The sequence below is a fragment of the Vibrio sp. RE86 genome (genome assembly GCF_013114545.1).
Lineage (GTDB): Bacteria > Pseudomonadota > Gammaproteobacteria > Enterobacterales > Vibrionaceae > Vibrio.
Window position 1 is genome coordinate 146,428 of the sequence record NZ_VTXI01000004.1, and the last position, 24,384, is coordinate 170,811.

Below are 24,384 nucleotides of genomic sequence, written 5' to 3' on the forward strand. Positions count from 1 at the left end.
CTTTCGTTTTATGCTTTTTCTTGAGCAGGCTCGCTTGCTGGAGGAGAAAGCTTATTCAGTTTCTTCTTCAATTTACGTACCTGAAGTTGTGATTTAAAGTGCAAGCTACCAAACACTAACCACGCCAGAGCGAAGCCGACAACAAATACAACGCCAAGCAGCGTCGATAGGTGGAATTCACCTTGGGCTAGTAGATAGTTAAAGGTTACGACAACCTGGTTCTGAGAGCCTAATGCCAGTGCAATTAAGAATAGGGCCAGTACAAGAACGATTTTTATAATTTTCATAGTCCATCACCTAAGATAAGTTCTGCCGTTCGATTATGCAGTAAAAGCTCCAAACAAACCATGGTTATCTCTGCAATTCGAGTTATAAAAAAGCGGCATACTACAGTATGCCGCTTTTTTGATAATGAATTATAAAGTCTTAACCTAGGTTTACGCGTTCACGTAGCTCTTTACCTGGTTTAAAGTGAGGTACGTACTTACCTTCCAATTCCACTTTATCACCCGTTTTAGGGTTACGACCCACACGAGGTTCGCGGAAGTGCAATGAGAAGCTGCCGAAGCCACGAATTTCTATGCGGTCGCCGCTCTCAAGAGTTGACGCCATATGCTCTAAAATGTCTTTTACAGCATCTTCTATTTCTTTCGCTGAAAGGTGTGTCTGCTCTGCGCACAGTCTTTCGATCAATTCAGACTTAGTCATAGTTGCCCTCATAGAGTAATTTATCACTTATTATAGTAAGTAATACCAGTTCCAACAAACACTTGCTTTCAATTTTAGACAATAATTGAACAATGTGTGAAATGAAAAAGTGCTTTTTTCAGAGTAGTTTGAAGAGATTGGTATTACCACTAGCTTAACGTTGAACATAAAAAAGGAGCCTTTCGGCTCCTTTTTCTTAAAAGCGATTTAATTATTCGCCTTTAGCTGCTTTGAAAGCGTCAGCCATAGCGTTACCGAATGAAGCATCGTCTGCTTTGTTCAGTGAAGCCATTGCTTCTTGCTCTTCAGCTTCATCTTTAGCTTTGATAGATAGGTTGATTACGCGGTTCTTACGGTCTACACCTGTGAACTTAGCTTCAACACTGTCACCAGCGCTTAGGATTAGAGAAGCGTCTTCTACGCGGTCACGAGCAACTTCAGAAGCGCGGATGTAACCTTCTACGCCTTCGATTAGCTCGATAGTTGCGCCTTTAGCGTCTACTGCAATAACAGTACCGTTAACTAGAGCACCTTTCTTGTTGTCAGCAACGTAAGCATTGAATGGGTCATTTTCCATTTGCTTAACGCCTAGAGAGATACGCTCACGCTCAGCGTCTACTGCAAGAACTACTGCAGAGATTTCGTCGCCTTTCTTGTATTCGCGTACTGCTTCTTCACCAGCTACATTCCAAGAAATGTCAGATAGGTGAACTAGACCGTCGATGCCGCCTTCAAGACCGATGAAGATACCGAAGTCAGTGATAGACTTGATCTTACCAGTAACTTTGTCGCCTTTAGCTTGTGCTTCAGCGAATGACTGCCATGGGTTAGCTTTACACTGTTTCAGACCTAGAGAGATACGACGACGTTCTTCGTCAATCTCAAGAACCATAACCTCAACTTCGTCGCCAACATTAACAACTTTAGATGGGTGGATGTTCTTGTTAGTCCAATCCATTTCAGAAACGTGTACTAGACCTTCAACGCCTTCTTCGATTTCAACGAAACAGCCGTAGTCAGTTAGGTTAGTAACGCGACCAGATAGTTTGTGACCTTCTGGGTAACGCTTAGCGATTGCTACCCATGGATCTTCGCCTAGCTGCTTAAGACCTAGTGATACGCGAGTACGCTCACGGTCGAACTTAAGAACTTTAACTTGGATCTCGTCACCAACGTTAACGATCTCAGAAGGGTGCTTAACGCGCTTCCAAGCCATGTCAGTGATGTGTAGTAGGCCGTCAACGCCGCCTAGGTCTACGAATGCACCGTAGTCAGTAAGGTTCTTAACGATACCTTTAACTTCTGCGCCTTCTTGTAGAGTTTCTAGAAGCTCATCACGCTCAACGCTGTTCTCAGACTCGATAACTGCACGACGAGAAACAACTACGTTGTTACGCTTCTGGTCAAGTTTGATAACTTTGAACTCTAGCTCTTTGTTTTCTAGGTGAGCTGTGTCACGGATAGGACGTACGTCAACTAGTGAACCAGGAAGGAAAGCACGGATACCGTTTAGTTCAACAGTGAAACCGCCTTTAACTTTACCGTTGATGATACCAACAACAGTTTCAGCTTCTTCGTAAGCCTTCTCAAGTACGATCCAAGCTTCGTGACGCTTCGCTTTCTCACGAGAAAGTTGAGTTTCACCGAAACCGTCTTCAACAGCGTCTAGAGCTACATCTACTTCAGCACCAACTTCAACTTCAAGTTCGCCAGCAGCGTTCTTGAACTGTTCAGCAGGGATAGCAGATTCAGACTTAAGACCAGCGTCAACAAGAACGAAGCCGTTCTCGATAGCTACTACAGTACCTTTAACGATGCTGCCTTGTTGGAATTCTGTTTCGTTTAGAAACTCTTCAAAGAGTTGAGCAAAAGATTCAGTCATTATTTAATCTTCAATAAATTAAACGTCCACGGGTATCCTACCGCATGGGGTTATTAAATTCGCCAGTCATCATCCTTGCGACCAACGCTCTTACCTAGCCGCCTAAGCGACTAGCTTCGATTCGATATATTGTAGTGCCTTTTCTACCACTTCGTCGATACTCATCGAGGTAGAATCTAGCAAAAGCGCATCCTCTGCAGGGCGTAGTGGCGCCACTGGGCGGTTACGATCTCGGTCGTCACGCTCTTGGATCTCGCTCAAAAGGTCGTCAAATCTAACATCTAAGCCTTTGCCTTGCAACTGTTTAAGGCGACGATTCGCTCTCTCTTCAGCGCTAGCATCAAGGAAGATCTTCACTTCCGCTTGTGGAAAAACGACCGTTCCCATGTCACGGCCATCAGCAACTAAACCTTTACCTTCCGCAAATGCGCGCTGACGACGAAGTAACGCCTCACGAACGCGTGGAAGTGCAGCAACTTTTGATGCTGCCATGCCAGTCTCTTCTTTGCGAAGTTCACCTGATACGTCTTCACCCTCTAGGATAACTTTAACTAAGTCCCCTTCTGCAATGAACTGAACGTCAAGGTGTGTCGCTAGTGGAACTAAAGCCTCTTCAGACTCTAGGTCAACACCATGATGAATTGCAGCAAGTGCTAATACTCGGTAAATAGCGCCAGAATCAAGTAAGTGAAAACCTAGCTTTTTTGCTAAAAGCATACAAAGTGTGCCTTTACCAGCACCACTTGGTCCATCAACGGTAACGACCGGTGTATGAGACGACATGTTTAACTCCACGTTAGTTGCTGATCAATGCTGATGCGCTTTGACCTTTATTTTGGCGTGAAATTATAGAGGTAAAACTGCAGAGGTTCTAGGTAGGATTGGGGGTAAATAAAAAAAAGAGCGCATTAGCACTCTTTACATCAGTTAAAGCTCTATTCTTTCGAGATTTTTTGCAACCGTCGAAACCCCTATTCCTTTCACTAAGACCATATCATTGGCGGTTTCAAATTTGCCATGAGTGTCGCGGTATTCGACAATCGCTTGCGCTTTTTTCAACCCAATACCTATCAATAAATCCGCCAGTTCTTGAGCACTCGCTTGATTAATATTAACCGTGATATCTATTCCTTCATATTTGGGGTTTGGTGTCACATCACTTGCCATTGCCATAGAGGCAAACAAAGCTAGAGCAAATACCATCATTAGCTGTTTCAACATATTGATCTCCTTTCAATCTTTTCCGCTAGCGTAAACTGCCAACGCTTAAACGAATAGACTTCAAAGAGCAAAACAAAACGGGCTGCAAATGCAGCCCGTTTTAACTTATGTATCAATTACACGAAGAGCACTTACTGTGTCACAACGTAATATTCAATATCAATCGTCTTACGCAGAATGCTGATCAAGCCAGAAAGGTCTTGCTGAGAACTCATCTGTGCCATTTGCTGAGCAATTTGCTCGTTATACTGCGTGCTGAACATAGAAGCGACTTCAGTAAGCTCAACAACCACAATGTCACCATTTAGGTCTTTTGCTTGAGCAAATTCAACAGCACCTTCTGCAGGTTTAGTCATTGCAAAAACAACATCAGCAAGTGGAGAACTACGATCTACCGTTTCGCTTTCGCTAAACGCCAGTTCGTTATCAACTAGAAGGTCTTGCTTACCATCTTTAAGCTCTTTAACCAATTGGTCTGCTAGCTCAATAGCACTTTGTTCGCCTTTCACTTTCGATAGTGTCGTCATTACTTGTTCACGAACATCTGCTAATGGAAGAACCATTTCATCACGAGCATCTTCTACACGCACAACAATCACATGCTCTGGTGCGATTTCAATCACCTCAGAGTTAAGGCCATCTTCTTTCACTTCAGGGCTAACAATCGCTTGTAAAACGGCTGGTGCTTTCAGCAACTCAGGAGCATCCAGTTGAGAAATGAAGTCTGTTGTATGGATTTTTGCATTGATCGCCGCTGCTGCGTCATCTAGTGAATCAGGGTATTCGAATGCAATCGTCTCTAACTCACTTTGAAGCTCGTAGTACTGATCAATTGCCTGCTGATCTTTAAGCTCTTGCTTAATTTCTACAGCAACTTCAGCTAGAGGCATAGACTCTGATGCTTTCAGCTCATCAAGCTTAATAATGTGGTAACCGAAGTCAGATTTAACCAACTCAGTTGTTTCACCAATATTTTTAAGAGCGAACGCCGCTTCTTCAAATGCAGGGTCCATAACATCACGTTCAATCCAGCCTAAAGAACCACCTTCTGATGCGCTACCAAAGTCATCTGATTTCTCTTCAGCTAGGGCTGCAAAATCAGCGCCACCATTCAACTCATCAAGAATAGCTTGTGCTTTTGCTTCATCGTCACCTTCAATAAGGATATGACTTACGCGACGCTGCTCTTCTGAAGAATATTTGTCAAGATGCTCTTGGTAGTATTGCTCTACCTGCTCGTCGCTAACCTCGATACCTTCTTTCAATGCTTGCGCAGAAAGTTCGAGGTAAGCCACTTTTACTTGTTCTGGACGAGTGTAACGCTCAGGGTTTTGCGTGTAGTACTCGTTGATCTCTTGCTCAGACAACTCAGCTTTCGCTGCGAAATCATCAAGAGACAAAGTAACTTTCTTAATTTCGCGCGTTTGCGTCAGAAGCTTGCTTTGTGCTGCTACTTCGCCAGGTAGTGAAAAGTCACTGCCTTGAATCGCGGTTAGAAGTTGGTTACGAACTAGGTCACGACGAAGGTATTCTGCAAAACTTTCTGCGTTGAAACCTGCGCGGCGTAGTGCTGATTGGTAGATTTCTTGATCGAACTTACCATCAACTTGGAACTGAGGCATTTCTAGAATCAGTGTGCGTACCTGCGTATCGCTAACACGTAGACCCAATGCTTCAGCATGTTGCTCTAAAAGTACATCATTGACCATTCGATCGAGTACAGACTTACGGAAAGATTCTACGTAAGTAGGGTCTGCAAGTAAGGTAGAGAAGTAATCACCAAGCTGCGCTTGCATACGATTACGTTCGTTTTGATACGCTTGCTCAAACTCGCCACGACCAATTTCCACATTGCCTACTTTTGCTGCTGCGTTGTTAGAGCCACCGACAATGTAACTACCAACACCTGCAAACACGAAAGATAGGATGATAAGCCCTAGGATAATTTTTACCGCGATGCTGTTAACGCCTTCGCGTAATCGGTCCATCATACTTAAATTACTCTCCGCTCAATATATCGCATCTCAAATATAGGATTGAGTACGGTATATTCAAAATTAAAACAAAATCGATTAGCGCGATAATACCAGAAAAAGAAATGCGCATCAGTAAGATGCGCATAATTTAAAAAGGTTCGAAAAATTCAGCCTAACTGGCGAATTTTTGATTAGTTACAAGAATCTTTAAGAGCTTTACCTGCTTTAAATGCTGGTACTTTAGCTTCTGCGATTTGGATCTCTTCGCCAGTCTTAGGGTTACGACCAGTACGTGCTGCACGAGTACGTACGCTGAACGTACCAAAGCCAACTAGAGCAACTTGATCACCAGACTGCAGAGTATCGCCCACTGCTTCGATGAATGCGTCTAGAGCACGGCCAGCTGAAGCTTTTGATAGGTCTGCATTTTCTGCAATTTTTTCTACTAATTGTGTTTTATTCACTGTGATTCCCCTTTGTGCCATCTGTTCATTTTTTTATAGATGGCTTTACGTTCCATTTTATTTCAAATCAGCGACAAACCCTTGTGTAGTAAGGCTCGAAGCTATAGTCGCTAACGTTAGCGCCCAAAAAAAACGCTGACAAGCCTTTTTATGCGTATCAGCGTAATCTTTTACTTATTTTTGCTACATATCACTATTTTACTGCAGCAAATTCGACACCTGATGGGTCTTTTTCCAAAGCAACCTTCAGCACGTCATCAATCCACTGCACTGGAATTACTTTAAGATCAGCAATAACATTTTCAGGAATGTCTTCCAGATCACGTTCGTTGTCTTTTGGAATCAGTACCGTTTTAATGCCACCACGGTGCGCTGCTAAAAGTTTTTCCTTCAAGCCACCGATCGGTAGAACTTCACCGCGAAGGGTAATTTCACCTGTCATGCCTACTTCCGCTTTCACAGGGTTACCCGTTAAGCTAGAAACCAAAGCAGTACACATGGCGATACCCGCACTTGGGCCATCTTTTGGTGTTGCACCTTCTGGTACATGTACGTGAATATCACGCCTCTCGTAGAAGTCTGAGTTGATACCCAGTTTTTCAGCGCGAGAACGTACCACGGTCATTGCCGCTTGGATTGACTCTTTCATTACATCGCCAAGAGAGCCGGTTTGAGTCAGTTTCCCTTTGCCTGGCATAGATTCCGTTTCAATCGTCAGTAGGTCACCACCAACTTGAGTCCATGCTAGACCAGTCACTTGACCGATGCGGTTACTATCGTCTGCTTTACCAAAGTCATGACGCTGAACACCCAAGTAGTCTTTTAGGTTATCCATAGTTACGGTCACTGACTTCAGATCTGCATCTAGCAAAATGTTCTTCACTGCTTTACGACAAATCTTAGAAATTTCACGCTCTAGGCTACGAACACCTGCTTCACGAGTGTAGTAACGAACGATACCAATGATTGCTGAGTCTTCGATTTGAATCTCGTTTGCTTTCAGGCCATTACGCTTAACTTGCTTATCAACCAAGTGACGCTTCGCAATGTTCAGTTTTTCGTCTTCGGTATAACCAGAAAGGCGGATCACTTCCATACGGTCAAGCAGTGGACCTGGGATATCCATTGAGTTCGATGTCGCAACAAACATAACGTCAGACAAATCGTAGTCCACTTCTAGGTAGTGGTCATTGAATGCGTTGTTCTGCTCAGGGTCAAGAACCTCAAGCAGTGCTGATGACGGATCACCACGCATATCTGAAGACATTTTGTCGATTTCATCAAGAAGGAAGAGTGGGTTTTTCACGCCAACTTTCGACATTTTCTGGATAAGCTTACCTGGCATTGAACCAATGTAAGTGCGTCGGTGACCGCGAATCTCTGCTTCATCACGAACGCCACCAAGCGCCATACGTGTGTACTTACGACCAGTCGCAGCCGCAATAGAGCGACCAAGAGATGTTTTACCGACACCAGGAGGCCCAACAAGACATAGGATAGGCCCTTTCAGCTTGTTGATACGATTTTGTACCGCTAAGTACTCAAGGATGCGCTCTTTGACGCGCTCAAGTCCGTAGTGGTCTTCGTTCAGGATCTCTTCTGCCTTCGCTAGGTTTTTCTTCACTTTTGAACGTTTCGTCCAAGGAACACCTAGCATCCAATCAATGTAGCCACGTACCACTGTCGCTTCTGCTGACATTGGTGACATCATTTTAAGCTTTTGTAGCTCTTGCTCTGTCTTTTCGCGTGCTTCTTGAGGCATTTTAGAGTCGATGATTTTTTGTTTCAGAGTTTCGAACTCATCTACACCATCTTCGCTTTCACCCAACTCTTTTTGGATCGCTTTCATCTGCTCATTCAGATAATACTCACGCTGAGATTTTTCCATCTGCTTCTTCACGCGAGTGCGGATACGCTTCTCGACTTGCAGTAGGTCAATCTCTGATTCCATCTGCCCCATCAAGAACTCAAGACGTTCGGTAACATCAAGAATCTCAAGGACATTTTGCTTTTCAGCTAGTTTTAGAGGCATGTGCGCTGCAATCGTGTCAGCAAGGCGAGCAGCTTCGTCGATACCACTTAGCGAAGTTAACACTTCAGGTGGAATCTTTTTATTAAGCTTAATGAAGCCTTCAAATTGGTTGATTGCGCTGCGAACAATTACTTCTTGTTCACGCTCATCTAATTCACTTGTGGTTAGATATTGCGCTTCAGCTAGGAAGAAATCGTTTTCAATGAAATGATTGATTTTTGCACGCTGCTGACCTTCAACTAGCACTTTCACTGTGCCGTCTGGTAGCTTAAGTAGTTGAAGGATGGTCGCAACGGTACCAACACCAAACATATCCGCTTGAGTTGGCTCATCAGTATCCGCTTCTTTTTGCGCTACTAATAGTACCTGCTTGTTGTTGTCCATCGCCGCTTCAAGGCAAGCAATCGACTTTTCTCGGCCAACAAACAGTGGAATTACCATGTGCGGGTAAACGACTACATCTCTTAGAGGTAGTACTGGGATCTCGATACGTTCGGAACGTTCCAAGTTCATATTATTCTCTCTTCCGCTTAGTCCTATTTGGAGTATATGGGGCTTAATTACTTGGATTCAATGAAAGAATAAAAAAAAGGGAGTAATTGATTACTCCCTTTCTATTAGTATCGATTTATGTGAATCGGATTAAGATTCAGCGCCTGCGGCTTGATTATCTGAATTGCTGTAAATTAGCAACGGATCAGATTCGCCTTTGATCACTGACTCATCAATCACAACCTTACTTACGTCGTCCATCGATGGCAATTCATACATTGTTTCTAGAAGTACACCTTCTAGGATTGAACGTAGACCACGAGCACCTGTTTTACGCTCCATCGCTTTCTTAGCGATTGCGCGTAGTGCATCTTCACGGAACTCAAGCTCCGCATCTTCTAGTTCAAATAACGCTGCATATTGCTTAGTCAGTGCGTTCTTTGGCTCACATAAGATCTGGATAAGTGCGTCTTCATCCAGCTCTGTTAGTGTTGTCGTAACAGGAAGACGACCAATGAACTCAGGGATTAGGCCATATTTAACCAAATCTTCTGGCTCAACTTTAGTGAATAGCTCACCGACTGTTTTGGTTTCGTCTTTAGAACGAACTTCTGCGCCGAAGCCGATACCTGTACCTGTAGCAACGCGCTGCTCGATAACTTTATCAAGGCCAGCAAAAGCACCACCACAAATAAATAGGATCTTAGACGTATCTACTTGCAGGAACTCTTGCTGAGGATGCTTACGACCACCTTGTGGTGGTACAGAAGCGACTGTGCCTTCAATCAGTTTTAGAAGCGCTTGCTGAACACCTTCACCAGACACATCACGTGTGATTGATGGGTTTTCAGCTTTACGAGAAATCTTATCGATTTCATCGATGTACACGATACCACGTTCTGCTTTCGCTACGTCGTAGTCACATTTCTGTAGAAGTTTCTGAATGATATTTTCTACGTCTTCACCAACATAACCCGCTTCAGTTAGCGTTGTTGCGTCAGCCATTGTGAACGGTACATCTAGGAAACGAGCAAGCGTCTCTGCCAATAGTGTTTTACCACTACCAGTAGGACCAATAAGAAGGATATTACTTTTACCAAGTTCTACACCTTCGCTTGTCGTATCGCCGTTACGTAAACGCTTATAGTGGTTATAAACGGCTACTGCTAGCACTTTCTTCGCGTAATCTTGACCAATCACGTAGTCATCTAGGTGCTCTCGAATGTCACGAGGCACTGGCAGTGCTTCAGACTGTTTTTTCGGTAGAACATCTTTAATTTCTTCACGAATGATGTCGTTACATAAGTCGACACATTCGTCACAGATATAGACTGACGGACCAGCGATTAGCTTGCGAACTTCGTGCTGGCTTTTACCGCAGAAAGAGCAGTAAAGAAGCTTACTACTACCGCTCTCTTTGCTTTTATCTGTCATTCGCTAACCTCTTAGCCTTACTCATATGTTTTGAGTGTATATCAATATATGGCAATGTTGCTAGTTATTCACCGCGATGAGTGAGAACCGCATCCACTAGACCATAGTCAACCGCTTGTTGAGCAGCCATAAAGTTATCACGATCAGTGTCACGCTCAATCACTTCTAGAGGCTGACCAGTATGTTCAGCAAGTAGAGTGTTTAGTTTTTGTTTGATCGTTAGGATTTCTTGCGCGTGGATCTGAATATCAGACGCCTGCCCTTGGAAACCGCCAAGTGGTTGGTGAATCATTACACGTGAGTTAGGTAGTACGTATCGCTTACCTGGTGCACCACCAGCAAGCAGGAAGGCACCCATTGAGCACGCTTGACCCATACACACTGTACTTACATTTGGCTTGATGAACTGCATGGTGTCATAGATGGACATACCTGCTGTTACACTACCGCCCGGTGAATTGATGTATAGGAAAATGTCTTTGTCTGGGTTCTCTGACTCTAGGAAAAGTAGCTGTGCCACGACAAGGTTTGCCATGTGGTCTTCCACTTGACCAGTCAAGAAAATCACACGTTCTTTCAGCAAACGAGAATAGATATCGTAAGAACGTTCACCACGGGAAGTCTGTTCAACCACCATTGGTACTAGTGCGTCCATAATCGATGGCATTGTATTTTTTTCTTGGTAGCTCATATTCTTATGTCCCTAAAATAAATGGCCCGTATGATACATATCATACGGACCATTGTTAGCAGAATAGTTAACGCTAAGTCAACCTTCTCAGCAATTTATTGCTTATTAAGCAGGCTGCTGTTGGTTCATTAGCTCGTTGAAGCTAACTTCTGTTTCAGAAACCTGTGCTTTAGCGATGATTGCGTCAATCGCTTGCTCTTCTAGAGCTACGTTGCGCATGTTGTTCATCATTTGCTCGTTCTGCTCGTAGTAAGAGATAACTTCTGTTGGATCTTCGTATGCAGTTGCCATTTCAGAGATAAGTGCTTTCACTTTCTCGTCGTCAGCTTTTAGCTCTTCAGACTTGATTACTTCACCTAGTAGAAGACCAACAACTACGCGACGCTTAGCTTGCTCTTCGAACAGCTCACGTGGAAGTTGCTCAGCAGCTTCTGGGTTACCACCGAAACGCTGTGCAGCTTGTTGACGTAGAGTACCGATTTCTTGATCGATAAGTGCAGCTGGCACGTCGATGTCGTTCTCTTTAACTAGACCGTCAATAGCTTGCTCTTTGATGCGGTTCTTAATAGCTTGCTTAAGTTCGCGCTCCATGTTCTTACGAACTTCAGCTTTAAGAGCGTCAACGCCACCTTCAGCAACACCGAACTTAGAAACGAACTCGTCGTTTAGTTCTGGAAGCTCACGAGCTTCAACTTTGCTTAGTTTGATAGCGAATTTCGCTGCTTTACCTTTTAGGTTTTCAGCGTGGTAATCTTCTGGGAAAGTCACGTCGATTTCGAATTCCATACCAGCAGTCTTACCTGCGATACCGTCTTCAAAACCAGGAATCATGCGACCAGCGCCCATTTCTAGTGGGAAGTTCTCAGCTTTACCGCCTTCGAACTCTTCACCGTCGATAGAACCAACGAAGTCGATAGTTGCACGAGTACCTTCGCCTGCAGCTTCTTCAACTTCAGTCCAAGTCGCTTGTTGCTTACGTAGAGTGTCGATCATCTCTTCAACGTCAGCGTCGTTAACTTCAGTTGTTGGTTTTTCAACAGTGATGTTTTCTAGACCTTTCAGCTCAACTTCTGGGTAAACTTCAAAAGTTGCGTTGAATACTAGGTCTTGACCTTCAGCGCCTTCAACTGGTGCGAAAGTAGGTGCGCCTGCTGGGTTGATCTTCTCTTTAACGATCGCTTCGATGAAGTGACGTTGCATTACTTCGCCCATCACGTCTTGACGTACTGCTTTGCCGTACATCTTCGCAACCATTTTTAGAGGCACTTTGCCTTTACGGAAACCATCGAAACGACGGTTTTTTGCGATGTTGCGTAGTTCAGCTGTTACAGCATCTTCGATGTTTGCAGCAGGAACAGTAATGTTTAGACGGCGCTCTAGGCCCTCTAGCGTTTCAACAGTAACTTGCATTATTCTTTAACCTCAAAACTGGCTCAGATAACTGAGCTTATGTGCCCTACTCCGTAAAGGAGGTAAGACCCATCCTTGTTTGTACTCTATGAGTACTCTTCTATAAATCGAGTATCGATAACTGACGAGTCAATCATCGGACTAATTAGCGATATCCTTACGAATTAAATTCGGTCAAAAGGTATCTCCGATTAGCCTCAGGATAAAAATTTAGACGCAGCATTCTACCGACCAGAACGATAGCTGTCGAGTCTAGCCCCACGATCGCTACGGGATTCACCTAAAAACTCACTTAACTGCTAAAAAAAGCGTCAATAATGACTGCTTTGTTTCCAGAAATGGGGACATTAATGCCTTTTTCAAGAGAAACTAACGTTTTTTTTCGATTAAAGATCAAAAGTAGATCTAAGTCCGGTTTTATCCCTCACTTTATCAATACCAATCAACACATTCATAACAAAAGCCTTTACGCTATTAACGTTCAATGAAGTTTCACAGGGTGAGTGATGTTGGCGTTTCGTCGTAGCAAGTTGTATCTCTTTGCACTTTATCTCGTCATCATTTTTGGCGGGTCTAGCTGGGTTTGGCAATCAAGTGAAGACAAACAATTTGCCCTGCATGAAGAACAGCTTGAGCGTTTTGCTGAGTTCATTGCAAGTAAGCTTGATAAGTACGCTCACCTTCCTCAATTGATAGCTAAAGACACCGAGATCATTGCGGCCTTACAAAACCCAAATAACTCGGCGCAAATCGAACTAACCAATCGATACTTACAACAAATCAATACCACGATTCAATCTACAGACACTTACCTGCTAGACGAATTTGGCAACACTATTGCCGCGAGCAACTGGAATTTAGACCGTTCGTTCATTGCTCGCAATTACGCTTGGCGCCCCTATTTCTCTAAGGCGATTCAAGGTAAGCCAAGTCAGTACTTTGCATTGGGCTCAAGTTCAAAGCAGCGTGGTTATTACTTCTCTTACCCGGTTACCTATGCCGCCGATGTGATTGGCGTCATCGTGGTTAAAATGGATCTCACTGCCCTCGAGGCAAACTGGCAAAACCGAACAAGCACTTTTGTCGCTACCGATAGATATAATGTGATTTTTATGTCGAGTAATGAAGAGTGGCTTTTTCGCAGTCTGGCCACACTGTCAGAATCCCAAAGACAAGCGATTCTCAATAGTCGCCAGTACCTCGATACACCTATCCGCTCGTTTCGTTTGGTCGGCGATCTACATGCTAAGCACACTCAACTGCGTAACCCCGCGATCCCAGGGTTTGAAAACGACTACTTAGTCTCTTCGCAAACATTGGATGAGCACGATCTAACAATTAGAGTACTGACCTCAAAAGTAATGTTACTTTGGTCCACCCTCAGTTTTGTTCTTATCGTAACGCTTGTTTTCGTTATTGCTTACTTATCGCTTCAGCTCACTTATCAAAGACAGCTCAAAAAGCGTCAGTTCGAACAGCTGCAATCTGAAGCTAAGCAAAAGCTTGAGTTTTTGGTAATGGAACGTACTGCGGAACTGCAAGCAGAGATAAGCGAAAGAGAGAAGACCGACACCGCCTTACGCCAAACTCAGAACGAGTTGATTCAAGCTGCGAAACTTGCGGTACTAGGCCAAATGTCAGCCAGCATTAGTCATGAACTCAACAATCCCTTGGCCGCGATTCGTAGTTTTGCCGACAACGGCCGACGTTTCCTTGAGAAGCAACACGTCGAGCGTGTCGATGACAATTTAATGCGAATTTCAGCGCTCACTGAACGCATGGCGAAGATCAGTAATCAGCTTCGCTCATTCGCCCGTAAAAGTGACAGCAATGACGTGAGTGCGCTCGACATCGAACCTGTTATCGTTGCTGCAAAAGAGCTACTTGCTCCGCAGTTTAAAGCCAATCAAATCCGACTAACCACCGCTATTGAGCCAACGTTACCTAAAGTAAGAATTAACGCCATTCAATTTGAACAAGTGTTAATTAACTTACTGACGAATGCTATCCAAGCACTCGAAGAACAAAGTGACAAGCAGATAACGCTTGCTGTCACTCTTCAGTCTGAAAGCTTACAAATACATGTGGATGATAACGGACCGGGTATCCCTTTTGACCAACGTACCCAACTGTTTGAGCCTTTCTACACCACGAAGAAAAACGGCTTAGGACTAGGGTTGTCCATTTCGCACCAAATAATGCAAGCGATGAACGGCGATCTGTCCATTGATCAAGCACCATTGGGCGGAGCGCGATTCACGTTAATGTTGCCAACCGAAGCAGAACAAGAATAGAAAAGGAATGTCGATGTACGATGTAATATTCATTGATGATGAAAGTGATATCCGTCTTGCCATAGAACAAAGTTTCGAACTGGAAGAGATCTCCGCACGCTTTTTTGCTAGCGCGGAAGAGGCATTACTCGCCATTAAGCAAGACGGATTACCTAAAGTCGTCATTACCGACATCTGCTTGCCGGGCTTGTCTGGCGAAAACATTCTCACCAGTATTTTGCACCAAGACCCAGACATTCCTGTTATTTTGATTACAGGCCACGGGGACATTTCTATGGCCGTTAACGCGCTAAGAAACGGAGCGTATGACTTTATTGAAAAACCTTTTCCGATTGACCGTCTTATCGATACTACTCGCAGAGCGTTAGAAAAGCGTGATTTAACCCTCGAGAACCAAACGCTAAAACGAAGCTTAAAGGCCAGCCAGACACTTGGTCCCAGAATCATTGGCGATACACCTTCTATCCAAGCTTTGCGTGACACCATTATCCATATCGCTGATACAAGTGCTGATATCTTACTGTTTGGCGAAACCGGGACGGGTAAAGAGCTATTTGCTCGTTCTATTCACGAGCAAAGCTCTAGACGCGACAATAACTTTGTTGCCATTAACTGTGGTGCCGTCGCGGAGAATTTGATTGAAAGTGAGCTTTACGGTCATGAAAAAGGGGCGTTTACTGGGGCCGATAGCCAACGTATCGGTAAGCTTGAGCATGCTCAAGGCGGTACACTTTTTCTTGATGAGATTGAGTCGATGCCGATGCAAGCTCAGATACGCCTACTGCGCGTTTTACAAGAACGAGTTATCGAGCGTGTCGGTTCTAATGAACTCATCCCCATTGATATTCGTGTTATCGCCGCAACCAAAGTCGACTTAAAACAAGCCTCTGCAGAAGGCTCATTTCGAGAAGATCTCTATTATCGTCTCAACGTAGTTACGCTAGACCTGCCACCATTAAGGCAGCGTAAAGAGGACATCCTCACCCTCTTTCACCACTTCTTATTGGTTGCGGCTGCGCGCTATGGCAAATCAGCCCCTGCCATTGATAACAAACAGATCCAAAACTTGATGACTCATGATTGGCCCGGCAATGTCAGAGAGTTAAGAAATGCAGCAGAGCGCTTTGTGCTGCTCGGTAAACTGGGGCAATTTTGTGACAGTGAATCAAGTGATGAAGTTTATAGCCTTGCCCAGCAAGTGGCGGAGTTCGAGAAAAGCATCTTAGAACAGGCGCTTGACCAGTGTGATGGCAGTATCAAACACACTATGGAACACCTGCAGTTGGCAAGAAAAACACTTTACGACAAAATGCAAAAATATGGCCTAGATAAGAGTAAATACAAAAGTGAATAGAACATTCACATTTTATTCATATTCAGTTCGGTAAATTGAGTTCATCGCATTTAAGAGGGACTCCCCATGAAAAAATTATCTATCGCAGCCACTATTATCGTTTCTTTGTTTTCTGCCGCATCTTTCGCTGACGAAGGGTTCAATGAGTTTGAGAAGCAAGATGTCGCTCACTGCCTTGGTTGGGCAGCAGGCATTGATGAAAATGCGGACTTTGGTTCATACATGGCGGAACTGGCCAAAGGTCGTACAGATGTACTTACAGATGATGTAAAAGTAATGGAAGAGTTTGGTACCGCTATGGGCTATTCAGAAGCAATGATTGAATTCAAAAGTGCTAAAGCGGCGCAAGAGCGTTATCAACAAGTGTGTGGACCGGTGAAAGCAAAATACGACATCGGTAGCTAAGTTCACACACCACTGCCCTAAATTTCCGAATGCCCAGATTGACAATCAATCTGGGCTTTTCGTTATAGGCTATCTAACCAGCTTCTATCATTTAGTGATGATTTCTGGTCCCATCAGTGTCGTCGGCAACCAAGTCGATACCCATGGCACGTAAGTCACAATGATGAGGAAAAGGAACATCACCGCCACCCAAGGTAGTGCCGCTTTGACCACTTGCATCATCGACATTTTCGCCACCCCAGCGGTCACAAACAAATTGAGACCTACCGGCGGCGTTATCATGCCGATCTCCATGTTCACTACCATCATGATACCTAGGTGAATTGGGTCGATACCCAGTGCAATTGCAATTGGGAAAACCAATGGCGCTACGATAATCAGCAGACCCGACGGCTCCATAAACTGACCACCAATCAGCAGTAGTACGTTCACGACAATCAAGAAAGTAATTGGCCCAAGACCAGCCGATAGCATTGACTCTGTGATCATTTGCGGAATACGTTCTTCAGTCAGGACGTGTTTTAAGATCAAAGCGTTGGCAATAATAAACAGCAGCATGATGGTCAATTTGCCCGCTTCATACAGCGTATGTTTGGTATCTTTATGCACGAACGATTGGACAATTTTCACCAAAGCTGGCTTTTTGTTCTCTTTATCCGCAAATGGCCCCATATCTTTGTAGATAAAGTTTGCAATCAAGAATGAATACACGGCTGCGACGGCTGCTGCTTCTGTTGGCGTGAAAATACCGCCGTAGATACCACCAAGGATGATGACAACCAGCAACAAACCCCAACTTGCGTCTTTCGCAGCTGCGAACATTTCACCCCAACCGACAAATGGCTGTTTCGGTAAATTCTTTACGCGCGCAGCAATGTAGATGGCAATCATCAGCATCACACCAGCAAGAAGCCCAGGAATCACACCACCAAGGAACATTCGACCTACAGAAACATCGGTAGCAGCGGCATACACAACCATTACGATGGATGGCGGAATCAAGATGCCAAGCGTACCTGCGTTACAGATAACCCCTGCTGCGAAATCTTTTGAGTATCCGTTTTTGATCATACCCGCGATAACAATACTACCAATTGCCACAACGGTCGCCGGTGATGAACCTGATAGTGCGGCAAACATCATACATGCCACAACCGATGCCATCGCTAAACCGCCACGGAACCAACCCACCATTGCAATTGCAAAACGGATGATTCGTTTCGCTACACCGCCTGTCGACATAAAACTTGAAGCTAGAATGAAGAAAGGAATCGCAAGCAGCGTATAGTGGCCAGCAAATGCGTTGAACAGCGTTTGAGCCACCGAAGCTAATGACGCATCAGAGTGCATCATCAAGAAAATAATACTCGATAAACCTAAAGAGACAGCAATTGGTACGCCCACCAGCATAAAGCCAATCACCATGACGAATAAGAATAGGATTTCCATGGCTTAGCTCTCCTTGTTCTGGTTGTTGTTTTTATTCGGCTCCATTGCCTCGCCTGCGTCTTTGAGCTCCTCTTTTAGGGCTTCTAGTTCTTCCTCTGCTTCATGTCCCGCAATTAAGCGGTCTAATTTACCAGTCATAATCTGCACAGTAATTTGAGCAAAACGGAACGTCAGCAACGCCATACCAATGGGTAGTGCCATATAAGGGATGAAGCGAGGTAGCTTTTCGTATCGCTCACCTTCATTGAGCCAATCTGCCATAAATTGAAGCATTTCAGGCATTGGAATATCGTCAGTCTCATACCAAGCACGATCGGTCGCAAACGGATACCAGTAGTTCCAAGCACCAACAAGCAGAAGAATTGAAAACGCAAGACAACAAGCGGCAGCAATCAAGGCATAAATTTTTCTGAGCTGTTCAGGCGCGAGGTTAATCACGACATCCACACCGATGTGAAAATGCTTTTTCACGCCATAAGATGCGCCGACAAGCACCATCCACGCAAACATAAACACCGTAAGTTCTAACGCCCATAAGATATTGTCATTGAACACATATCGAAATATCACGTTAGCAAAGGTAAGCAAGGTCATTGCTCCGAGAAAGAACGCGATGAGGGTCTCCTCAATTGCGTCTGTCACCTTCCCAATTCTGGCAAAAATAGACTGTTCCATAAGTTACTTCGCTTTATCGCAGGTAAAGAAAGGCCCTCTTCCCGATATACCTGTTAATCAGATATTAAGAGGGCCAAAAGTTAGGGGGATATAGTTATTATTTGTTTGAAGCTAGTGCCGCTTCGATCAGATCAGAACCGATGTCCTTCTCAAACTTCTTCCACACAGGTTGAAGAGCCGTCACCCACTGTTGACGCTGTTCTGGAGTAAGCGTACGTACTTCACCACCCGCTTCGATGATGTTGTTCTTGTTCGCTAGGTTAACGCGTGAAGACTCTGCATTACGTGTTTCTGTCACTTCTTGAATGATCTTAGCTAGCTGATTACGTTGATCATCTGGTAGACCTTTCCAGAAGTCTTTAGACGTAACTACTAGGTAATCTAGGATGCCGTGGTTAGTCTCAGTAATGCCGTCTTGTACTTCAAAGAACTTCTTACCGTAGATGTTTGACCATGTGTTTTCTTGACCATCGATAACCTTAGTTTGTAGGCCGCCATACACTTCTTTGAATGACATTTTCTGTGGGTTTGCACCAAGTTGCTCAAACTGAGCAACCAACACGTCAGAAGCTTGAACACGGAACTTCAGACCTTCTGCATCTGCAGGCGTCAGTAGCGGCTTGTTAGCCGACATCTGCTTCATACCATTGTGCCAGAACGCCAGACCTTGCAGACCACGACGACGCATCGCATTTTTCAGCTTTTCACCAGACTCAGAGTTTTGGAAACGATCCACCGCTTCAACATCTTCAAATAGGAATGGCAAATCGAAAATACGGTACTTCTTCGTGAACTTTTCAAATTTAGAAAGAGAAGGGGCAGCAAATTGCACGTCACCGTTTAGCAGCGCTTCAAGCACTTTGTTGTCATCATAAAGCGTCGAGTTTGGGAAAACCTGCATACACATTTTTCCATCCATCTCTTCGTTAACACGTTTTTCGAGTAATGAAGCCGCGATACCTTTGGGGTGTTTATCTGTGTTGGTTACGTGGCTGAACTTAATCACCGTTTCACCAGGGTCACAGTTCGCCGCTGCATTAAAACTGGTCACAGCAAGAATCGAAGCAGATAGTAGGGTCAATGGCTTAAACATTATTATTCTCCTTGTTAAATGAACAACCCCATCACTGGGCGTTGATACATTGATAAGGGCAATATGTAGGCCAACTAATCAAACTAAAATTAAATAAATAAAATCATAAACTTAGAATACCCCAAAAAACCTAACGTGATATGACGCAAAATGCGCTATCTAATTTGGGTAGGAATCCACCCATTGAACTAAACGGTTTGGGTGACTTTTCGCTAATTAAGGAAGTGATGAGGAGAAAGCCTCAATCGGGATAGATAAGGGCTCAGATAAAACAAATGGCAGCCCATTGAGCTGCCATTTTCGTTACAGAGATGAGGTGAGCAATAAGGAGACATGATTGCCCACCTCCACTCACATTGCATGAAACTCACTTCATGCTATGCCTTAAGCTTAGCCGAGAATATCAATTTTACTAACAAACATATCAGTAATTTGCCACCCTACTGAAATTCAATGCGATTCTCTGTCACTGCATCAAAAAACACCGCTTTTGACAAATCAAAGTGCAAAGGAGCAATTTCACCTGCCGTCACCTCAAATTCTGGCGACAAACGACATGCGACTTCCTGCTCGTTAACCTTAATCATCGCGATGGTATCTGGCCCTGTCGGCTCTAGCACTTCTAGCATCAGATCCAACTTCGTTGTCGCGACAGACTCTTGGTTCTCCGCATCTGTGATATGTTCAGGTCTAAGGCCAATAACCACCTCTTTCCCATCCTGCTCACGCATCGAGGCAGGAAGATTAATATGGTGCTCTTGCCCGTTTCCGCCTTTTACTTTGATCACAGGCTTATCGTCATCATTTAAATCCACCATGGTTTTGATGAAGTTCATTGATGGTGAACCCATAAATCCTGCCACAAACATATTGTTTGGCTTGTTGTAGATCTCTTGAGGTGTGCCTAGCTGTTGAAGCTCGCCGTCTTTCATCACCGCAATTCGATCGGCAAGCGTCATCGCCTCAATTTGGTCATGAGTAACGTACACAATCGTCGTGTTCAGTTGTTGATGTAGGCGCTTAATTTGGTGGCGCATCTCGACACGCAGTTTTGCATCTAGGTTCGACAACGGTTCATCGAAAAGATAAAGCTTAGGACGACGAGCCAATGCACGCCCCATTGCGACACGCTGACGTTGACCACCCGACAGCTGAGAAGGTTTACGGTCAAGTAAGTGATCAATTTGCAGCATTGCCGCCACGCGCTCGACTTCCGCATCAATCTCTTGTTGAGGCATCTTGCGAATTTTTAGGCCAAATTCGATATTGCCGCGCACCGTCATGTTTGGATAGAGCGCATAAGACTGGAACACCATCGCAATATCACGGTCTTTTGGCTCCACATCAGAGACATCATTACCATCTATAACGATTTCACCAGAGCTGATGTTTTCAAGTCCCGCAATGGTATTCATCAAAGTCGATTTACCACACCCCGATGGGCCAACTAAGATAAGAAACTCACCTGAGTCGATATCAATGTCTATGCCTTTTAGTGTCTCTTGATCCGCTTTTGGGTAGGTTTTGCGGATTTGTTTAAGTTCAAGTGTTGCCATGATAATTATCCTTTTACCGATCCCGCGGTTAAGCCACGAACAAAATATTTTCCTGCTAAGACATACACCAGCAGCGTCGGCAGCGCAGCAATGATCGCCGCGGCCATGTCGACGTTGTATTCCTTCACGCCGGTACTGGTGTTGACCAAGTTGTTAAGTGCCACTGTTATCGGCTGGGTTTCAGAGCCGGAGTAAACGACGCCGAACAAGAAGTCATTCCAAATCGCTGTAAACTGCCATATAACGGTGACCATAATGATAGGCGTTGAAATCGGCAGTAAGATTTTAAAGAAGATGGTAAAGAAGCCAGCTCCATCCAACTTCGCAGCCTTGACCAACTCGTCAGGAATGCTGATATAGAAATTACGGAAAAACAGCGTAGTAAACGCCATGCCATAGATAACATGAACAATAACAAGCCCTGCCGTTGTGTTAGCTAGTCCAAGTTTGCCAAGAACCGTAGCCATTGGTAGCAAGACCACTTGAAACGGAATAAAGCAACCAAACAGCAGTAAGCTAAAGAACAGATTCGAACCACGGAATTGCCACTTCGTTACTACGTAGCCATTGAATGCACCGAGTAAGGTTGAAATTGCGACCGCAGGAATCACCATCTGGAATGAGTTCCAGAAATAGCCTTTAACGCCCTCACACTTAACGCCTGTACAAGCGCTATCCCACGCTTTAAACCATGCATCAAACACCCACTCTGTTGGCAAACTCATCAAGTTACCCGCCTTAATATCAGGCAATGTTTTGAATGAGGTAATGACCATCACAAACAGTGGCATTAGGTAAACCAAGCAGAAAAACAGCAGGGTTGAGTAAATAAACAGACGAGAGAAATTTATACCATTGATCATGATTTTTTCTCCCTAAGTTCTGAGTACAGATAAGGCACTAGAATCGCTAAAATACCCGCAAGCATCATCATCGCACTGGCTGCACCTAAGCCAATCTGTCCGCGAGTAAATGAGTGCGCATACATAAACAGCGCAGGAAGGTCCGAAGAGTAACCAGGGCCACCCGCAGTCATTGCTGTTACCAAGTCAAAACTCTTGATAGCGATGTGTGACGTGATAATCACGGCACTAAAGAATACCGGTCTTAAACACGGCATGATAATGCGCCAGTAGATGGTTGGCAGATTAGCACCATCAATCTGTGCCGCTTTAATAATTGAAGAGTCGATACCACGAAGACCCGCTAAGAACATCGCCATCACGAAACCTGAAGATTGCCATACCGCAGCAATAACCAGTGTGTAGACCGACATATCAGAGTTAACGAGCCAATCAAATTTAAAGTCGGTAAAGCCCCAATCTTGCATTAACTTTTCAATGCCAAGACCTGGGTTTAAAATCCATTTCCACGCCGTACCCGTCACAATAAATGACAGTGCCATCGGGTAGAGATAAATAGTTCGAATCGCGCCTTCTTGACGAATGTTTTGATCCAGCAAAATGGCGAGGCCGACACCTAAACCAATTGCAACGATCATAAACAGTAAGCCAAACAGGCCAAGGTTAGTAATTGAAGTAATCCAACGATCGTTTTCCATCAGCTTTTCATACTGAGCAAAGCCAACAAAGTTGAAGCTTGGTAAAAAACGAGAATTGGTCATTGAAAGCGCCGCTGTCCAAAAGATGTAACCGTAGATACAAACCACAGTCACGAGTACAGTCGGGGCAAGAACGATTTTCGGTAGCCATAGCTGAAGTCGGTCAGCCAAGTTGGGCTTAAACGACGACTTCTTCTCGTACCGGTTAACAACATGCTCCATAACGAGTCCTTACGTTACAACACCCAGATCCCACGCCGGATCAGGTAAAGGAAGGGCGAACAAGCTCCCCACAAGCTTGAACGCCCTTTGGGGTGTGAGAGACCAGCCGGAGAATAGACTGGTCATTGCTAGCGATTTAGATGGCTGCTTTTACTGCTTTAGCCAGTTTCTGCGCCGCTAGCTGAGGATCCGCTTTATCATCGTTAAAGAAGTTAGTCACGACGTCATAGATCGCACCCTGCGCGTAGCTTGTGGTCGATAGACCATGAGCCATACTCGGTACAAGATCACCCGACTGTGCACTCGCTTTGAACGTTGCCATAGAGTCCAGTGCACATTGGTCGAACTTCGCCATGTCCATATCTAGACGAACAGGAATAGAGCCTTTGTTGAGGTTGAAGACTTCTTGGAAATCTTTAGTAAGGATGGTACGAGCAAGATCTTGCTGTGCTTGTTGATTGCTTTTATCGCTAAGTTCAAAGAACGCGAAGCTATCAATGTTGAACGTAAACTGCCCATTAGTACCCGGCGCTGGCGCACAGATGTAGTCTTTACCTGGCACTTTACCTGCCGCTGTAAATTCGCCTTTTGCCCAGTCACCCATGATCTGCATTGCAGCTTCGCCATTGATAACCATCGATGTCGCTACGTTCCAGTCACGACCTGGTGAGTTTGAATCAATGTAATCACGAATGCGCTTAAACTTGGTGAACACTTCCACCATCTTATCGCCAGACAGCGTATCCATATCTAGCTCAACAAACGCTTTGTTGTAGTCTTCGCTGCCAAGTACATCCAATGCTACGGCTTCAAATACCGTCGCATCCTGCCAAGGCTGACCACCATGAGCTAAAGGAACGTAGCCCGCCGCTTTAATTTTGTCAGCCGCTGCGAAGAACTCATCCAAAGTCGTTGGCAGTTCAACACCCGACTTTTCTAACACTTCTGGATTTGCCCAAATCCAGTTTACGCGGTGAACGTTCACTGGCACTGCAACGTACTCACCGTCGAACTTCATTACGTTAGTCACAACCGACGGTAGGATCTCATCCCAGTTCTCTTGCTTACCTGTGCTATCAAGGGATGTCAGAAAGCCTAACCCACCCCACTCTTGGATATCATGACCTTTGATCTGTGCCGCCGAAGGTGGGTTACCTGATACTGCACGTGTTTTCAGTACTGTCATCGCTGACTCACCGCCACCACCAGCAACAGCGAAATCTTTCCAAGTGTGGTTTTGTTTCTCTAGCATCTCTTTAAGGACAGCTGCCGATTTCGCTTCACCACCGGCAGTCCACCAGTGAAGAACTTCAACTTCGCCCGCATTAGCTAGGTTGGCAGCAGAAAGTAGAGAAAGAGTAAGTAGGGTTTTATTAAGTTTCATTATTATCTTCCATGTATTGGATTAGACATTCAGGCCTACTGCTTGATGACCCCAAGCGTTCTTGCTTGTACTTAATCGAGT

Annotated in this window: 21 protein-coding genes; 3 read left to right on the forward strand and 18 right to left on the reverse strand. The window is 44.6% G+C overall.

Annotation, left to right across the window (positions count from 1 at the left end; all coding sequences use genetic code 11):
- Positions 1–8: 8 nt before the first annotated feature.
- The 11 genes from F0231_RS05865 to tig form a co-directional block, all read right to left on the reverse strand.
- Positions 9–287, reverse strand: a complete 279-nt coding sequence (locus tag F0231_RS05865) for a LapA family protein (protein ID WP_171758786.1) — start codon at positions 285–287, stop codon at positions 9–11.
- 139 nt (positions 288–426) lie between these two features.
- The gene (gene ihfB, locus F0231_RS05870; protein ID WP_171758787.1) at positions 427–708 is read right to left on the reverse strand and encodes an integration host factor subunit beta; all 282 of its coding nucleotides are present in this window, start codon (positions 706–708) and stop codon (positions 427–429) included.
- A 211-nt stretch (positions 709–919) separates the two neighbouring features.
- Positions 920–2,590, reverse strand: a complete 1,671-nt coding sequence (gene rpsA / locus F0231_RS05875; RefSeq protein WP_171758788.1) for a 30S ribosomal protein S1 — start codon at positions 2,588–2,590, stop codon at positions 920–922.
- A gap of 102 nt (positions 2,591–2,692) precedes the next feature.
- Positions 2,693–3,373: a (d)CMP kinase gene (cmk, locus tag F0231_RS05880; protein ID WP_171758789.1), complete on the reverse strand. Its 681-nt coding sequence runs from the start codon at positions 3,371–3,373 to the stop codon at positions 2,693–2,695.
- 144 nt (positions 3,374–3,517) lie between these two features.
- Entirely contained in the window at positions 3,518–3,763 is a 246-nt protein-coding gene (locus F0231_RS05885) for a helix-hairpin-helix domain-containing protein (protein WP_253825736.1), read from the reverse strand.
- 179 nt (positions 3,764–3,942) lie between these two features.
- Positions 3,943–5,802 carry a peptidylprolyl isomerase gene (gene ppiD, locus F0231_RS05890; RefSeq protein WP_171758791.1) on the reverse strand — a complete coding sequence of 620 codons (1,860 nt, stop codon included), beginning with the start codon at positions 5,800–5,802 and terminating at the stop codon, positions 3,943–3,945.
- Between the two features lie 176 nt (positions 5,803–5,978).
- Positions 5,979–6,251: an HU family DNA-binding protein gene (locus tag F0231_RS05895; RefSeq protein WP_004414742.1), complete on the reverse strand. Its 273-nt coding sequence runs from the start codon at positions 6,249–6,251 to the stop codon at positions 5,979–5,981.
- A gap of 193 nt (positions 6,252–6,444) precedes the next feature.
- Positions 6,445–8,796 (reverse strand): endopeptidase La, encoded by a 2,352-nt coding sequence (gene lon / locus F0231_RS05900; protein ID WP_171758792.1) that lies wholly within the window; start codon positions 8,794–8,796, stop codon positions 6,445–6,447.
- Positions 8,797–8,925: 129 nt separating this feature from the next.
- Positions 8,926–10,209: an ATP-dependent protease ATP-binding subunit ClpX gene (gene clpX, locus F0231_RS05905; RefSeq protein ID WP_171758793.1), complete on the reverse strand. Its 1,284-nt coding sequence runs from the start codon at positions 10,207–10,209 to the stop codon at positions 8,926–8,928.
- A gap of 64 nt (positions 10,210–10,273) precedes the next feature.
- Positions 10,274–10,900: an ATP-dependent Clp endopeptidase proteolytic subunit ClpP gene (gene clpP, locus F0231_RS05910; RefSeq protein ID WP_171758794.1), complete on the reverse strand. Its 627-nt coding sequence runs from the start codon at positions 10,898–10,900 to the stop codon at positions 10,274–10,276.
- A 105-nt stretch (positions 10,901–11,005) separates the two neighbouring features.
- A complete protein-coding gene (gene tig, locus F0231_RS05915; protein WP_171758795.1) occupies positions 11,006–12,310 on the reverse strand; it encodes a trigger factor in 1,305 nt (434 codons plus the stop codon).
- Between the two features lie 506 nt (positions 12,311–12,816).
- On the opposite strand from tig, the gene F0231_RS05920 reads away from it, so the two are divergent.
- The 3 genes from F0231_RS05920 (at position 12,817) to F0231_RS05930 (ending at position 16,363) form a co-directional block, all read left to right on the forward strand.
- The gene (locus F0231_RS05920; RefSeq protein WP_171758796.1) at positions 12,817–14,604 is read left to right on the forward strand and encodes an ATP-binding protein; all 1,788 of its coding nucleotides are present in this window, start codon (positions 12,817–12,819) and stop codon (positions 14,602–14,604) included.
- Between the two features lie 13 nt (positions 14,605–14,617).
- Positions 14,618–15,958, forward strand: coding sequence for a sigma-54 dependent transcriptional regulator (locus F0231_RS05925; RefSeq protein ID WP_171758797.1), 1,341 nt, complete (start codon positions 14,618–14,620; stop codon positions 15,956–15,958).
- 66 nt (positions 15,959–16,024) lie between these two features.
- Complete coding sequence (locus tag F0231_RS05930) at positions 16,025–16,363, forward strand: hypothetical protein (RefSeq protein ID WP_171758798.1); 339 nt, start codon at positions 16,025–16,027, stop codon at positions 16,361–16,363.
- Between the two features lie 87 nt (positions 16,364–16,450).
- Here F0231_RS05930 and F0231_RS05935 read toward each other — a convergent pair whose 3' ends face one another.
- The 7 genes from F0231_RS05935 to F0231_RS05965 all read right to left on the reverse strand — a co-directional run bounded on the left by F0231_RS05935 (position 16,451) and on the right by F0231_RS05965 (position 24,303).
- Positions 16,451–17,812, reverse strand: coding sequence for a TRAP transporter large permease (locus F0231_RS05935; RefSeq protein ID WP_171758799.1), 1,362 nt, complete (start codon positions 17,810–17,812; stop codon positions 16,451–16,453).
- A gap of 3 nt (positions 17,813–17,815) precedes the next feature.
- On the reverse strand, positions 17,816–18,487 hold the full coding sequence (locus F0231_RS05940; protein WP_171758800.1) for a TRAP transporter small permease: 672 nt from the start codon (positions 18,485–18,487) through the stop codon (positions 17,816–17,818).
- A gap of 97 nt (positions 18,488–18,584) precedes the next feature.
- Positions 18,585–19,580 carry a TRAP transporter substrate-binding protein gene (locus F0231_RS05945; protein ID WP_171758801.1) on the reverse strand — a complete coding sequence of 332 codons (996 nt, stop codon included), beginning with the start codon at positions 19,578–19,580 and terminating at the stop codon, positions 18,585–18,587.
- A 440-nt stretch (positions 19,581–20,020) separates the two neighbouring features.
- Positions 20,021–21,136 carry an ABC transporter ATP-binding protein gene (locus F0231_RS05950; RefSeq protein ID WP_171758802.1) on the reverse strand — a complete coding sequence of 372 codons (1,116 nt, stop codon included), beginning with the start codon at positions 21,134–21,136 and terminating at the stop codon, positions 20,021–20,023.
- A gap of 5 nt (positions 21,137–21,141) precedes the next feature.
- On the reverse strand, positions 21,142–21,999 hold the full coding sequence (locus tag F0231_RS05955) for a carbohydrate ABC transporter permease (RefSeq protein ID WP_171758803.1): 858 nt from the start codon (positions 21,997–21,999) through the stop codon (positions 21,142–21,144).
- Entirely contained in the window at positions 21,996–22,919 is a 924-nt protein-coding gene (locus tag F0231_RS05960) for a carbohydrate ABC transporter permease (protein ID WP_171758804.1), read from the reverse strand. The genes F0231_RS05955 and F0231_RS05960 overlap by 4 nt, the downstream gene beginning before the upstream one ends.
- Positions 22,920–23,055: 136 nt before the next feature.
- Entirely contained in the window at positions 23,056–24,303 is a 1,248-nt protein-coding gene (locus tag F0231_RS05965) for an ABC transporter substrate-binding protein (RefSeq protein ID WP_171758805.1), read from the reverse strand.
- Between the last annotated feature and the right edge of the window lie 81 nt (positions 24,304–24,384).

What these genes read in the sequence shown, in the direction of transcription:
- F0231_RS05920 (WP_171758796.1), top strand. Translation starts at nt 12,817, where the DNA reads ATGTTGGCGTTTCGTCGTAGCAAGTTGTATCTCTTTGCACTTTATCTC.
- F0231_RS05960 (WP_171758804.1), bottom strand. Translation starts at nt 22,919, where the DNA reads ATGGAGCATGTTGTTAACCGGTACGAGAAGAAGTCGTCGTTTAAGCCC.
- F0231_RS05945 (WP_171758801.1), bottom strand. Translation starts at nt 19,580, where the DNA reads ATGTTTAAGCCATTGACCCTACTATCTGCTTCGATTCTTGCTGTGACC.
- F0231_RS05955 (WP_171758803.1), bottom strand. Translation starts at nt 21,999, where the DNA reads ATGATCAATGGTATAAATTTCTCTCGTCTGTTTATTTACTCAACCCTG.
- F0231_RS05885 (WP_253825736.1), bottom strand. Translation starts at nt 3,763, where the DNA reads ATGGCAATGGCAAGTGATGTGACACCAAACCCCAAATATGAAGGAATA.
- F0231_RS05940 (WP_171758800.1), bottom strand. Translation starts at nt 18,487, where the DNA reads ATGGAACAGTCTATTTTTGCCAGAATTGGGAAGGTGACAGACGCAATT.
- F0231_RS05935 (WP_171758799.1), bottom strand. Translation starts at nt 17,812, where the DNA reads ATGGAAATCCTATTCTTATTCGTCATGGTGATTGGCTTTATGCTGGTG.
- rpsA (WP_171758788.1), bottom strand. Translation starts at nt 2,590, where the DNA reads ATGACTGAATCTTTTGCTCAACTCTTTGAAGAGTTTCTAAACGAAACA.
- clpX (WP_171758793.1), bottom strand. Translation starts at nt 10,209, where the DNA reads ATGACAGATAAAAGCAAAGAGAGCGGTAGTAGTAAGCTTCTTTACTGC.
- ihfB (WP_171758787.1), bottom strand. Translation starts at nt 708, where the DNA reads ATGACTAAGTCTGAATTGATCGAAAGACTGTGCGCAGAGCAGACACAC.
- ppiD (WP_171758791.1), bottom strand. Translation starts at nt 5,802, where the DNA reads ATGATGGACCGATTACGCGAAGGCGTTAACAGCATCGCGGTAAAAATT.
- cmk (WP_171758789.1), bottom strand. Translation starts at nt 3,373, where the DNA reads ATGTCGTCTCATACACCGGTCGTTACCGTTGATGGACCAAGTGGTGCT.
- tig (WP_171758795.1), bottom strand. Translation starts at nt 12,310, where the DNA reads ATGCAAGTTACTGTTGAAACGCTAGAGGGCCTAGAGCGCCGTCTAAAC.
- F0231_RS05965 (WP_171758805.1), bottom strand. Translation starts at nt 24,303, where the DNA reads ATGAAACTTAATAAAACCCTACTTACTCTTTCTCTACTTTCTGCTGCC.
- F0231_RS05925 (WP_171758797.1), top strand. Translation starts at nt 14,618, where the DNA reads ATGTACGATGTAATATTCATTGATGATGAAAGTGATATCCGTCTTGCC.
- F0231_RS05950 (WP_171758802.1), bottom strand. Translation starts at nt 21,136, where the DNA reads ATGGCAACACTTGAACTTAAACAAATCCGCAAAACCTACCCAAAAGCG.
- F0231_RS05930 (WP_171758798.1), top strand. Translation starts at nt 16,025, where the DNA reads ATGAAAAAATTATCTATCGCAGCCACTATTATCGTTTCTTTGTTTTCT.
- lon (WP_171758792.1), bottom strand. Translation starts at nt 8,796, where the DNA reads ATGAACTTGGAACGTTCCGAACGTATCGAGATCCCAGTACTACCTCTA.
- F0231_RS05865 (WP_171758786.1), bottom strand. Translation starts at nt 287, where the DNA reads ATGAAAATTATAAAAATCGTTCTTGTACTGGCCCTATTCTTAATTGCA.
- clpP (WP_171758794.1), bottom strand. Translation starts at nt 10,900, where the DNA reads ATGAGCTACCAAGAAAAAAATACAATGCCATCGATTATGGACGCACTA.